General features: G+C 42.1%; 12 protein-coding genes and 1 riboswitch. Of the genes, 4 read left to right on the top strand and 8 right to left on the bottom strand.

The window, feature by feature from the left end; genetic code table 11:
- Positions 1–2: 2 nt before the first annotated feature.
- Together AC1XUE_RS08230 and AC1XUE_RS08225 are read right to left on the bottom strand one after the other, a co-directional pair.
- Positions 3–959 (bottom strand): S66 peptidase family protein, encoded by a 957-nt coding sequence (locus tag AC1XUE_RS08230; protein WP_483355457.1) that lies wholly within the window; start codon positions 957–959, stop codon positions 3–5.
- A gap of 33 nt (positions 960–992) precedes the next feature.
- Positions 993–1319: a DciA family protein gene (locus AC1XUE_RS08225; RefSeq protein WP_483355456.1), complete on the bottom strand. Its 327-nt coding sequence runs from the start codon at positions 1317–1319 to the stop codon at positions 993–995.
- Positions 1320–1446: 127 nt separating this feature from the next.
- Positions 1447–1555, top strand: a riboswitch (SAM riboswitch).
- Between the two features lie 170 nt (positions 1556–1725).
- On the opposite strand from AC1XUE_RS08225, the gene AC1XUE_RS08220 reads away from it, so the two are divergent.
- Together AC1XUE_RS08220 and AC1XUE_RS08215 are read left to right on the top strand one after the other, a co-directional pair.
- Complete coding sequence (locus AC1XUE_RS08220; RefSeq protein WP_483355455.1) at positions 1726–2778, top strand: homoserine O-acetyltransferase family protein; 1053 nt, start codon at positions 1726–1728, stop codon at positions 2776–2778.
- An 82-nt stretch (positions 2779–2860) separates the two neighbouring features.
- A complete protein-coding gene (locus tag AC1XUE_RS08215) occupies positions 2861–3625 on the top strand; it encodes a M48 family metalloprotease (RefSeq protein ID WP_483355454.1) in 765 nt (254 codons plus the stop codon).
- Positions 3626–3705: 80 nt separating this feature from the next.
- Here the strand turns inward: AC1XUE_RS08215 and AC1XUE_RS08210 are convergent, their stop codons facing one another.
- From AC1XUE_RS08210 to mobA, 5 genes are all read right to left on the bottom strand, one after another.
- Entirely contained in the window at positions 3706–4416 is a 711-nt protein-coding gene (locus tag AC1XUE_RS08210) for a glycerophosphodiester phosphodiesterase (RefSeq protein WP_483355453.1), read from the bottom strand.
- A 156-nt stretch (positions 4417–4572) separates the two neighbouring features.
- Positions 4573–6909 (bottom strand): FdhF/YdeP family oxidoreductase, encoded by a 2337-nt coding sequence (locus AC1XUE_RS08205; protein WP_483355452.1) that lies wholly within the window; start codon positions 6907–6909, stop codon positions 4573–4575.
- 2 nt (positions 6910–6911) lie between these two features.
- Positions 6912–7280: a DUF7009 family protein gene (locus tag AC1XUE_RS08200; RefSeq protein ID WP_483355451.1), complete on the bottom strand. Its 369-nt coding sequence runs from the start codon at positions 7278–7280 to the stop codon at positions 6912–6914.
- Positions 7277–8113 (bottom strand): formate dehydrogenase accessory sulfurtransferase FdhD, encoded by an 837-nt coding sequence (fdhD, locus tag AC1XUE_RS08195; protein WP_483355450.1) that lies wholly within the window; start codon positions 8111–8113, stop codon positions 7277–7279. Before fdhD ends, AC1XUE_RS08200 begins: the two co-directional genes overlap by 4 nt.
- Positions 8114–8120: 7 nt before the next feature.
- Complete coding sequence (gene mobA / locus AC1XUE_RS08190) at positions 8121–8723, bottom strand: molybdenum cofactor guanylyltransferase (protein ID WP_483355449.1); 603 nt, start codon at positions 8721–8723, stop codon at positions 8121–8123.
- Between the two features lie 193 nt (positions 8724–8916).
- On the opposite strand from mobA, the gene AC1XUE_RS08185 reads away from it, so the two are divergent.
- Both AC1XUE_RS08185 and mnmA read left to right on the top strand, forming a co-directional pair.
- Complete coding sequence (locus AC1XUE_RS08185) at positions 8917–9960, top strand: hypothetical protein (RefSeq protein ID WP_483355448.1); 1044 nt, start codon at positions 8917–8919, stop codon at positions 9958–9960.
- Between the two features lie 124 nt (positions 9961–10084).
- A complete protein-coding gene (gene mnmA, locus AC1XUE_RS08180) occupies positions 10085–11188 on the top strand; it encodes a tRNA 2-thiouridine(34) synthase MnmA (protein WP_483355447.1) in 1104 nt (367 codons plus the stop codon).
- 61 nt (positions 11189–11249) lie between these two features.
- Here mnmA and AC1XUE_RS08175 read toward each other — a convergent pair whose 3' ends face one another.
- The gene (locus AC1XUE_RS08175; protein ID WP_483355446.1) at positions 11250–12320 is read right to left on the bottom strand and encodes a hypothetical protein; all 1071 of its coding nucleotides are present in this window, start codon (positions 12318–12320) and stop codon (positions 11250–11252) included.
- Between the last annotated feature and the right edge of the window lie 79 nt (positions 12321–12399).

Genomic DNA, 12399 nt, shown 5'->3' with positions numbered 1-12399 from the left:
ATCTATATTGAGTTCGTTGAGGGGTGTTCAAAACGGAGCGAAACTCCGTCTGTTTTGACTTCCAGGTGTGCTGAGGCACCCACGATCATCGTACGGTTATCAGCTACATGACCGCAAGGGAAATCGTAACAAACCGGATAAGTATATGCAGATGTGTGTTCTGCTATGATCGCATTTGCATCTTTACCGAATGATGGTGAAATATTATCTCGCATGTCTGAGAACTGCCCTACAATCAGTCCGGCCAAATGATGTAGCTTTCCTGAACGCTTCAGTTGGATCATCATCCGGTCCAGGTTGTACATATACTCATTAACATCCTCAATGAAAAGGATTTTTCCTGTTGTATCTGTATCGGTAGGTGAGCCAATGAGATGAGCAAAAAGGCAAAGATTACCGCCAATCAGTTGTCCGTAAGCCGAACCTTCGCGGTTGAGGTCATGTGCAGGAATATAATATTCAGGTAAATGGCCAAACAATGCGCTTTTTAGTGACTCCGCAGCTTCGGTTGCTCCGGATAGGGACATCGTTTTGACCATCGGAGCGTGCATGCCGGCGAATCCGGTTTGATACATACCGGCCAGCAAAGCTGTCAGGTCACTGAATCCGACGATCCATTTGGGTGATTTTAAGAATTGGGTATAATCCAGCTGATCAATAATTCTTGAACAGCCATATCCTCCCCGTGCCGCAATGATGGCTTTAATTTCAGGATTGTCAAGCATACGCTGCAGATCCAGAAGCCTGTCATCATCACTAGCGGAAAACTGATGAAAGCTGCTCTTGATGGTAGTGCCCTCTATGACTTTGAGATTCCACTGATCGCGCAACATAGCAATGCCATCCGTTAAATCATCATATCTGACCACGCTGGCGGGAGCTACAATACCCACTTTATCACCCGGTTTTAAAAACGGAGGAAATACAATCGGATTAATAGAGTTGTTTTTTGGTTGCATCGGAAGAGCATACTTTCATTCCGGGACGGATAGTTAAATAAATACGACTTCTGCTACAAGGTCGCTTTTCATTTCCCGGTTGATTAATTCAATGATTTTGTATTTCGCACGCACCAGTTCATTACGAAGTGGGGCTGATTCAATTTGAAGAAAAAGTGTACGGTCTTTGATAAAGACCTTCTTTGTCCTGGAAGCAATCGCATCACCCATAATTTTATCCCAATGTGCAACTACATAGGATTGGTCGAATCGATTTCTCAATTTGTACTTGTCCAGCATTTGCTCAATAGCATCTTTCAGCGGCGTTACGCCCGGGCGTCGCGATGCTTGCTCTTTATTGAAACGATAATGTTGTGCCATAGGAAATGAAGACAAGATGCAAATGTACGCATATACCCATTCAAATAATTCGATGAGGAATTTGTTTTTTCAGACATCCGGCCTTAATATTGTGCTATCAAGTCAATTGCTTCACTAATCAGCGATTGATTTATAAAGAAGAGGCGAGAGAATGGGCTCTAGGAACCTCTGGCAACCTGCTACCAAATAGGAGAAAGGTGCTAATTCCCACCTAAGTTATTTAGGAGATATAAATTCAATTCGTAAAAGAACTTACAGTTAGAAATTTCCGTAAGCCGGATGGCTTTAATCTCGTATCTGACGCTGAAACCGTTTTTCATTAGGTGGGTTTTCGTATAGCTTGTGTTTTATACACTGGATATACGTTTTTAAATGATCTATAATTAAAACCTGTGCTCTGGCACTTATGCAAGCGGAACAAAAAATATTCAGATATCCATATACTTATTCTCTTGAACTAGGTCGCGAATTACCTGGCTTTGAGCTCGCTTACACTACGCTTGGAACCAGGAATGAGGCAGAAGATAATATTGTGTGGATATGCCATGCGCTTACAGGGAATGCTTTTGCCGCTGAATGGTGGGATGGACTGGTAGGGGAAGGGAAATATTTTGATCCCGCCAAGTACTTTATTGTTTGTGTCAATGTATTGGGATCAGCATATGGCTCTACCGGGCCGGCTTCCGTTAACCCATTGACGCAAAAGCCATATTACCGCGACTTTCCTGTCATTACTGTCAAAGATGTTGTAGGTACACTGGACATACTCCGTCAGGAGTTGCAAATCAAAAAAATCAATATATGTATAGGAGGCTCATTGGGCGGACAACAGGCACTGGAATGGGCAGTGGAAGTTCCTGATCTGTTTGAAGAACTGATTCTGATCGCTTCCAACGCATTGCATTCGCCGTGGGGAATCGCGTTCAACGAATCACAGCGTATGGCTATTGAGGCTGATCCCAGTTTTAAAGAAGACCATGAAGAAGGAGGGAAGCTTGGCATGAGAGCAGCCCGTTCGATGGCACTTTTATCATACCGGAATTACGATACCTATAATTTTACCCAGGCGCGCGACAATCCTGATCAGATTGATGATTTTCGGGCATCTTCCTACCAGCAATACCAGGGAGATAAGTTTATGAAAAGGTTTAATGCTTATTCCTACTGGACTTTGTCAAAGATTATGGATTCACATAATGTAGGCAGAAACAGGGGAGGAATCGTGCATGCGCTGGGTATGGTGAAAGCTAAAACGCTCGTATTAGGAATTAAATCTGACTTATTGTTCCCGCTTACAGAGCAGCAATTCATTGCCAGACACATTCCTGACGCAGTTTTCCAGGAAATTGATTCCCTGTATGGACACGATGGTTTTTTAATCGAGTATAAGCAATTAGCACAGGTAATTAAGGCCTGGCAACAAACCAATGGTCAGCTTCAGTCTGCACGATTGGAATAACAATTACAAACTTTTTCTTATTGCCAGTCCTGTACATGTGTGCAGGACTTTTTTATTTAATTTAAAATTTTAACTTTCCGCCATGCGTAAAATAGGAGCAAAGCTGATACTCGCCCTTCTGATTATTGTGGGCATGCTGTATAGCTATTTCAGCAAAACGCAGGTAAATCCGGTTACGGGAGAAAAACAACGTGTGGGACTCACACCGGAAGAAGAAATCCAACTTGGCCTTCAATCCGCTCCCCAAATGGCAGTTGAATTCGGTGGTTTGCATCACGACAGAGCTTTACAAGCAAAAATAAAGACAATTGGCAAAAAACTGGTGAATCATTCCGAAGCGGACAAGTCGCCGTATCAATTTGATTTCCATGTGCTGGCAGATGAAAAAACGATCAATGCTTTTGCGTTGCCGGGTGGACAAATATTCATCACAGCCGGATTATTGAAGCAGCTTAAAACGGATGATGAAATCGCCGGTGTGCTGGGTCATGAAATAGGACATGTAATTGGCAGACATGCTGCGGAACAAATGGCAAAAGGAGATTTGCTACAAGGATTGGCAGGAGCGGCCGGCGTTGCGGGCGGGGATTATTCATTCGCACAGACCGCACGTTATGTAGCACGACTTATTGATTTGAGCTACGGAAGAAGTGACGAGCTCGAATCGGATGACTTTGGGGTGAAATATATGATTGCAGCTGGTTATAAGCCGGAAGCTTTGTTGGCAGTGATGAAAATTCTGGCTCAATCTCCGAAAAGAGAAATGGAATTCATGAGTACGCATCCAAACCCTGCTAACCGGGAAGAGAAGATACGAGAAGCGATGAGCAAGTACGGTAAAAAATGAAAATACCGTATATGTAAAAAGGAATAATTCCGGATTTAATCCGAAACCATTCCTTTGATATACTGGTAATCTAAGCCGGATTATTTTGTAATCTTCAAAAGTAACTCAGGCTCGTTGGTGGTGATAAAATCTACATTTCTCTCTAAAAACCATTTCATGGTTGCCTCATCATTCACTGTCCATACATTCGTAGAAAGTTTCAGATCACGCATTTCTTTCAAATAGCCCTCATTTTTTTTGTAGACGCTGTAGTGATAATCGATACCATCCAAGCCGGCAGCTTTGATTTCAGAAGGCGTTTTGTCGCCGTTCAGGTATTCCACATGTGCTTTAGGAGCGAGTTCTTTCACTTTCATACAAACGTCAAAATCGAAGGCGATATAGTCGGTAATTTTTTCGACTTTGTATTTTTTTACCAGTTCTACACATTGAGCAGCCAGTGCCAGCGAACGTTCCTTACTGATGGAGGAAGTTTTAATTTCAAGAATCAATCTTGTTTTCTTTTGCTTGCCACCTGTTTTGAGATAATTTTCAAGCGTAGGCAGACTTTCTCCATTACTTAGTTTGATGGCTGACAGCTCCGCAGCAGTTGTTTTCTCAATATGCGTTCCTTTAATAGCATGGTCGTGATGTACAAAAATGACAGAATCAGCGGACATGTGTACGTCAAACTCCGCACCATAGCATCCCAGTTTGATGGCATGTTCAAGCGCGCCGATAGAGTTTTCAGTAGCACCTGTATTCTTCCAGGCTCCGCGATGGGCAATCACTTTATTTTTATTCTGAGACATAGCGTTTGGGGCAATCAGGCACAGCATCGCCGCACAAAAAATAATGGTTGTTTTTAACATATCAAGGTTATTATACATGTTCAAAAAGCGCCTGTTCAGGCTGTTTTTTGTTGCAAAGAAAAGGAACTGGTAAGGTATGAAAATATTAAATTTGTGTTAAGTAGTAACCGAGCTCTCCACATTTTCAGATGCTATATGTTTTTGTATACTGATAATCACATACTTTGATGTCGGTGTATTACTTTTTTCAGCTACGCTCTCTAATGGTACCAACACATTCGCTTCCGGGAAATAAGTGGCGCAACAGGTTTCAGGAATAGGGTAGCTCACTACAACGAACTTACGGGCAAGTCGCCTGGATCCACCAAATTCATTGATCAGATCCACAACATCACCTTCGTTCAGATTCCTCTCACGTATATCTTTTGCATTCATCAGTATCACTCGGCGTTCTTGATGAATTCCTCTGTAACGATCATTGAGACCATAAATGGTAGTATTGAATTGATCATGGCTACGAATAGTCATCATGATCAGTTGATCTTTGTCTAACTGCGTTTCCTGAGCGGTTGCTACATTAAATTGTGCTTTTTCGGATGTCGTATCAAACCTGCCTTCTCTGTTACAATTAGGTAAATAAAATCCGCCGGGTTTGCGAACACGCTCGTTATAATTGTCGAATCCGGGAATTGTTCTTTCTATATCTGCCCGGATCACATCGTAATTTTGCAAATAGCGATCCCAGTCAATTCTACTTTTTTTACCAATCGTCGCTTTCGCCAGTTTACATACAATAGCTGGTTCGCTTAACAAATGGTCGGAAACCGGATCCAGAATACCACGTGATGACTGAATTACACCCATAGAATTCTCGCAGGAAACAAATTGCTCCATTCCGCCGGTTTCATCTTTGTCGCTTCTGCCTAAACATGGCAGAATAATTGCTTCTTTTCCATGAATCAAATGGCTGCGGTTGAGCTTGGTAGAAACCTGTACGGTAAGACTGCATTTTTGTAAAGCTTCAGCAGTGTAAAGTGTATCCGGCGTAGCCGACAGGAAATTGCCACCCATAGCGAAGAAAACGTGTGCTTTTTCCTCATGCATTGCTTTAATGGCTTTCACTACATCATAGCCGTGCTTCGATGGAGGCGTGAATCCAAAGTTCTTTTCAATTGAATTTAAAAGACTTTTTGATGGCTTTTCAAAGATACCTACCGTTCTGTCACCCTGTACATTGCTATGGCCACGCACCGGACAGGTACCAGCTCCCGGCTTACCAATACTCCCTTTCATAAGTAGTAAATTCACAATCTCTTTGATGGTATCCACCGCATTCTTGTGTTGCGTAAGTCCCATTGCCCAGCAGACAATAATCTTCTTCTTCGGTCCTAGTATATGTGCCGTTTCTTCCAGTTGGCCCAAAGGAATCCCGCTCTGGCTGGCAAGCTTGTTTAAATCTTTGCAAAGCAGACTTTCCTTCCAATCTTCAAAACCATTGGTCTGTTTGCTTATGAAATCATGATCCAGTATTGCTCCGGGAGTTTCTTCTTCCATTTTTAAAAGCATCAATGCAATAGCCTGCAGTGCAGCCATATCACCATTGATCTTAACTTGTAAAAATAGGTCGGTCAGCTCCGGCTTAAGACCTAATACGCCCTGTACAGTCTGTGGATTGTTAAAAGCCATCAGTCCTGTTTCGGGCAGGGGATTGATCGAGATAATAGTAGCTCCCTTGCCTTTGGCTTTTTGCAGAGCAGTCATCATTCGCGGATGGTTCGTGCCGGGATTCTGGCCCAGAATAATGATAGCTTCCGCTTCATAGAAATCTTCAAGCGTAACTGAGCCTTTTCCTATACCCAACGATTCGCCCAATGCAACACCACTGCTTTCATGGCACATATTACTGCAGTCAGGTAAGTTATTCGTTCCGTATTCCCGTACAAAAAGCTGGTATAGAAAAGCTGCTTCATTGCTCGTTCTTCCCGAGGTGTAAAAGATGGCTTCGTCGGGTGAATTAAGCCTGCCTAATGCAAATCCAATCTTTTCAAATGCCGAGTTCCAGGAAATGGGTTTGTAATGCGTTGCGCCGGCTGGAAGATACATGGGCTGAGCTATACGTCCGGTTTTTCCTAATTCATAATCCGAGAGAGAGGCGAGCTTCGCTACTGAATTTTGTGTGAAAAAATGGGGTGTGAGTTGTTTTGCAGTTGCTTCTTCCGCCACAGCGCGTGCTCCGTTTTCGCAGTACTCTGCAATGCCGGATCTTTCATCATCAGGGTCGGGCCACGCACAGCTCGGACAATCGAATCCACCTTTTTGATTTAGTTTTAGCAGCGCAGTCATGCCCCTCTTAAAACCTGCTTCTTCGGTTACCATTTTAAGTGCCGATACGACTGCTGGTATACCTGCAGCCACTTTGGAGATTTCGGTTTTACGTAAACCTGTCAGTATTTCCGGGTTTTCTGCGTTAGGTTGCTGATCTTGATTGTTCATAACTAACATGATTTAGAAGGGTTTTCGTAATTATCAGACTGGTCTTCCATTGTATTATCAAGGCACTTGAAGTCTTTTTCCAGTAAAAGATAAAGAGAATTTCCGTCTTCCAAAGTCATATCAGCGTCAAACCCGACCACCTGATTGTCTTTCCAGTTTTCTAATAACGATGCTTGAATAAACAAAGTGATCTGATGATCAGAATATGTTGCTGTAAGCTGTTTGATGTCGGCATTACTTTTCACTGCATAGCCAAATCTGCTATTTCCGAATGAAGTAGCGTCTTCAATCTGCCCGGTCGAACAAAGCTTTTCAACCTCTGTTTTGGAAAGTCTGAATCTTACTGAATTTCCCTGAATCCTGATTTTCATAATTCGCTGATGCGTTCGAATCCTGTGTAAATGTTAAATTTTTCCTTTGACAAAAAGCCAACCAATGTAATACCGCATGATTCGGCCATTTCAGCTGCCAGGCTTGAGGGCGCTCCAATGGCTGCTATAATCCTGATGCCGGCCATGTGTGCCTTTTGTATAAGCTCAAAGCTCGCTCTTCCACTCAGTAATAAAATCGATCCCTGAAGTGGCAGTATACCATTTTTGAATGCTGAACCAATCAATTTGTCAAGTGCGTTGTGTCTGCCTACATCTTCAAAAATCATCTGAAAATTGCCTTCTAAGTCGAATAGGCAGGATGCATGTAATCCACCTGTGCTTTCAAAGATATTTTGTCTGCTATGTATTTCAGAGAAGATTTTAGGGAAAATCCGACGGGGTACAATGACTAAGTCAGGCTGGCTGGAAAAGGATGATACGACGTGTATCGCATCAATACTGGCTTTCCCGCACACCCCGCAACTCGATGTGGTGTAGAAGTTACGCTCTGATGTATTAAGGTTCGGAACATATCCTTCTTGCATCACGACTGTTACCTTGTTCGGTTCCAGCTCACTGTATTTTATTCTTTCTACCTGCTCATAATTCTGAATAATACCTTCTGTAAAAAGAAAACCTAAGGCCAGCTCCTCATCCTGCGAAGGTGTCCGCATTGTGACAGATATATTCTTTCTGATATTCTTTTGATTTTCTAAATAGGCTACACTGATTTCGAGTGGCTCTTCTACAGCAAGGAAATCATCCTGCCATACCATGCCTTCGACAGAAGATTTTTGAATGCTTCTTGTAATAACGGCTTTATCTATACTCATTTCAGTATCAATTTTTCAAAATGTTTCGAATGTGCTCGTAGGCTTCAGGTGTATCTGCACTCATCATTGTTTCCTGATTTTCTGGCAGATACTTTTCCGCATTATATAAACGGAGAAAATGCTGCAGAGAACGATTTTTATCTTGATAAAATTGCAATAGTAAAGGAGCACATTTTTCGGAATACCATCCAATCAGCGGCTCGTACTTATCGTATTGGTTATAAAAAGTAGCGGCTAGCCTATCTTTTCTGATGGTGCACAGGAATGATTGCAATTCCTTTTTTGTGAGAAGCGGATAGTCGCAACCCACAATCAAAAAATCCTTTCCAGGATGTATTTCAAATGCGGTCAGTAACGAAGCAATCGGCCCGCTTTCTTTGTAGACAGCCAGATCCGGAAGAGGTTGGTACTCTTCAGAAATAGCGATTCGCTGTTGTTCGTTGCAAGAAATAAATACCTGGTTGCAAAGTGATGGTTCAGTATGCAGGAAGTCAGCTATATGAAAACATTGAGGCTTTTGGAAATATGTTAAAAATGCCTTGTCCTTTCCCATACGCTGGCTTTGTCCACCGCAAACTACCAATCCATATAAATAATCTCTTGTTTTCATATACCTTATTCTGTGTGTGAAGTTAGCATTGTGAAACTTTAAACAGCGGTTAATTGCCGATTAAAGTTATTAACTCCTTGAATATGGCCGGCTCGATTGATTTAATTTTTGTAGCTTGGAAATCGTTGTATAGCAAGTAGCGATCTAGGATTACAAAAAATACCTGGAGGAGTCGTTGTTCAAACATAAAAGTATGGAAAAGGGAGATGTCACTATTCTGAAAAAGAAGCCTATTTATCCGGTTAGTACGGAATTAAGAAAGTATTTGCGTTTCTACCAGCGCGATGCCCGACTGCCAGTCAGTTACCATGATTTGTTGCACTTCCATGAATCGTTTCCGGTTAGTGATAAATTTGGTAAAGACACATTGTGGGAGAGCCCCATGTATCCGCCTCACGAGATGGAACGCCTGCATACCGGATTGAAAAAGGCTTATGCCATGTTGAAAGCTTCTGGAAACTTGCGTATTGTGGAGCACAAATACATTGATAGAATTGACTATTGTAAGTTCGGAAATTCCAACCCTTTCCGGGTCAAGATCGTAAACAGACTGAACGACATTTACGATTATTTCTATATCAAAAAAGCGGATGCTTCCCGGATTTATGGATTGGAGCTGGAGGAGATTTTCTCTCCCAATCAAGTCAATTATCTTGTTGATGGCGAAACGCTTGTTGAGGAACATATTGCAGGTATTCCGGGTGATGTGTTTGCAGAAACCCGTCTGGGGCATACAGACTATAATCCTATCCGGATTGCTAAAGAGTTTGTGAAATTTAATGAGCGTTGTAAAATCACGCTTCTGGGAGACATGCGCGCATACAATTTTGTTATGCAGATCACGCCGGATTTTGATGATTTTCAATTCCGCTTACGGGCTATTGATTTTGATCAACAGTTCTACGAAGGAAATCTGAAAGTATATATGCCACAATTTTTTAAAGAAAATCGTGCATATGTAGAGCTGGCGATGGAATACCTTACAGATAAAACTGTACTTCAATACCAACAGGAAGAGCAGTCGTCGATCATGTATCAGGCTCGCAGCGAAAGACATCGGCTCAAAGAGTTGCGTGATGTTTCTATTAAGGATAATATTTCAACACCGGAAAATATTCATCAGCTAAGTTCCGGTCTGGCAAAACATTATCAGGATACGCATTATAATCATTGTCAGAGTATGACCGAAATTATTGAGTTGAATATCAAGAATGTGATCAGGCAGGTGATCGCGTAAGAGGGATAAGAAATTTTATCATCTAATATCATTACCTTTGCGGAATCTGATGGCAATCATCTGTCATTAGCATTTTTCAATTTAAACTAAATCGGAAGGCGTTCAACCTTCGCAGATTCCTACCATGAGTAAACACGGAAGAATACTTGTCGCAATGAGCGGCGGTATCGACAGCTCTCTAGCAGCTGTTATGTTACACGAGCAAGGTTACGAGGTAATCGGCATGACGATGAAAACCTGGGACTATGCAAGTAGCGGTGGGACTAAAAAAGAAACCGGCTGCTGCTCACTCGACTCGATCAATGATGCCCGTAGTATAGCCGTGGAGCTGGGCTTTCCCCATTATATTCTGGATATCCGTAACGAGTTCGGCGATTATGTTATTGACCACTTTACAGGAGAATACCTGGAAGGACGTACACCTAATCCATGTGTTTTATGTAATACCCACATCAAATGGGATGCGTTGTTACGTCGCGCTGACAGACTCGACTGCGAGTTTATCGCTACCGGGCACTACGCCAACATGAATATTCATGAAGGGCGGTATTATGTATCAAAAGGAATTGATGCATGGAAAGACCAGAGTTATGTGCTTTGGGGGGTATCTCAGGAGAGTTTGAGCAGAACAAAACTGCCACTCGGACATTTGCATAAGACAGAAATTCGGGAAATGGCTAAGGAGCGCGGGTTTATTGACCTTGTGAATAAAGCGGAAAGTTATGAGATCTGTTTTGTGCCTGATAATGATTACCGCGGATTCCTGAAGCGTCGTATACCCGGACTGGAAGCAGAGGTAGCAGGGGGGAATTTTGTATATGAAGATGGTACGGTCGTAGGCAAACATGAAGGTTATCCCTTTTATACGGTCGGGCAACGTAAGGGACTTGGTATCGCTTTGGGACGCCCGATATTTGTAACTGAGGTAAGAAAAGATACAAATGAAGTTGTGCTCGGCGACTTGCCAGACCTTTTCCGTGACGGAATGATGGTCGGTAAATTAAACTGGCAAAAGTATGATGGCATCTCCCAACCGTTGGAGACTGTCACAAAAGTACGTTACAAGCATGAAGGAACGCCTGCCACTTTGTTGCCAGACGATACTGATAAAATTAAGGTGCATTTCCACGATGGTGTAAATGGTATTGCTCCCGGGCAGGCTGCTGTTTTTTATGAAGGTGACGATGTAGTAGGAGGAGGCTGGATTATGAAGAACTTCAGGCAATAACGAAATACCATTAGGTCAGCAGAAAAGTCAATGTGAATTACGATCTTCTGCTGACCAGTGTTTAAAGTATTTGTATAGACCATTTAATAGTGGAGTCGTCGACCTGCTTTGTAACCACATAAATCTGATTCCCCTTTGAATTTGTAAATACAAAGTAAGGTTCTATGTAAGCTGTTTTGGTTACAGCAGCAGGTATTCCTTTTAGCGCTTTTCTGTACAGATACGATAGATTTGTAGCATCGTAGATCCACACATAAGGTACGTTGGGCTTATCCATGTATAAGGTATCACTAGCTATCACATAAAGTTTGTTAGCTGTAGCAGAATGATCCAGTGACATAATTCTTTTATTTTGATCGTAGGAATTTTTGATTGTATCTAATCCAACGGTACCATTGTAGATCAAATCATTTTCTTGGCTCGCGGAAAGTCTCATGGTGGTTTGGCCTCTTAAAAAAACTCGGCTACCATCTTCCGAAAACCATAAATCTCCCTCTACTGGGTATGTTCCATGATACGGTGAATCATAAAGTCGTGCAGCAGTACCATTTTGAATATCGTATTTTTCTATATCTGTTGGTGATACAAAATTGTTGGTTGAGTAAATGAAATTTCCTGATGGATGAAGTTTTCCTTTTGATCCTGCATACATGGAGGAACCTGTGTGAGCTGTTTCCTTGCCTGTGGCCAAATCGATACACCTGACAGTAGCCCATTGATCTCTTTTAGGAAATACGTAGGCCCAATTATTATTTCCGAGAACAATGTCTAACGCTTCGCATGATACACTGAAAGTATTTAATATTGTTTTCTTGTTAAGGTCAACATGAGATAGTTTTCCGTCAAATCCGACAACTGCTGAGCTTCCATCCTGAGCTATAGAAACACTCATAGGTATATACTCGAGAGGAACTGTTTCAGTCTTATTTTGAGCAGGAATAAAAATGTTGAGTTGTGCCGGGTGATTGGTGACATAAACAAGAATATCTTTTCTCTTATTGTATTCGGCATCAATAATGACCATATCCTTTGGTAAGATAATCTCACCCTGTGGCTCAATATCTTTTTTCTTTCTACAACTGTTCTGAATAAGCAACATCAGGCACAACATTGACAGGGAAAAGATGCGCATAAGAGTAATGGGTTTTGTGGAAGGAGAATATAAAACAGTACCTGACGCTAGTGCATCAGGTACCGGAATTGCTCATACT

This window comes from Dyadobacter sp. HNCC25DJ187 (assembly GCF_056895255.1).
This window is presented reverse-complemented; position numbering and strand designations above follow the sequence as displayed.

Bases quoted from the DNA above. Each gene is read 5' to 3' on its own strand.
- AC1XUE_RS08230 (WP_483355457.1), bottom strand. From the start codon at position 959: ATGCAACCAAAAAACAACTCTATTAATCCGATTGTATTTCCTCCGTTT.
- AC1XUE_RS08225 (WP_483355456.1), bottom strand. From the start codon at position 1,319: ATGGCACAACATTATCGTTTCAATAAAGAGCAAGCATCGCGACGCCCG.
- AC1XUE_RS08220 (WP_483355455.1), top strand. From the start codon at position 1,726: ATGCAAGCGGAACAAAAAATATTCAGATATCCATATACTTATTCTCTT.
- AC1XUE_RS08215 (WP_483355454.1), top strand. From the start codon at position 2,861: ATGCGTAAAATAGGAGCAAAGCTGATACTCGCCCTTCTGATTATTGTG.
- AC1XUE_RS08210 (WP_483355453.1), bottom strand. From the start codon at position 4,416: ATGTCTCAGAATAAAAATAAAGTGATTGCCCATCGCGGAGCCTGGAAG.
- AC1XUE_RS08205 (WP_483355452.1), bottom strand. From the start codon at position 6,909: ATGAACAATCAAGATCAGCAACCTAACGCAGAAAACCCGGAAATACTG.
- AC1XUE_RS08200 (WP_483355451.1), bottom strand. From the start codon at position 7,280: ATGAAAATCAGGATTCAGGGAAATTCAGTAAGATTCAGACTTTCCAAA.
- fdhD (WP_483355450.1), bottom strand. From the start codon at position 8,113: ATGAGTATAGATAAAGCCGTTATTACAAGAAGCATTCAAAAATCTTCT.
- mobA (WP_483355449.1), bottom strand. From the start codon at position 8,723: ATGAAAACAAGAGATTATTTATATGGATTGGTAGTTTGCGGTGGACAA.
- AC1XUE_RS08185 (WP_483355448.1), top strand. From the start codon at position 8,917: ATGGAAAAGGGAGATGTCACTATTCTGAAAAAGAAGCCTATTTATCCG.
- mnmA (WP_483355447.1), top strand. From the start codon at position 10,085: ATGAGTAAACACGGAAGAATACTTGTCGCAATGAGCGGCGGTATCGAC.
- AC1XUE_RS08175 (WP_483355446.1), bottom strand. From the start codon at position 12,320: ATGCGCATCTTTTCCCTGTCAATGTTGTGCCTGATGTTGCTTATTCAG.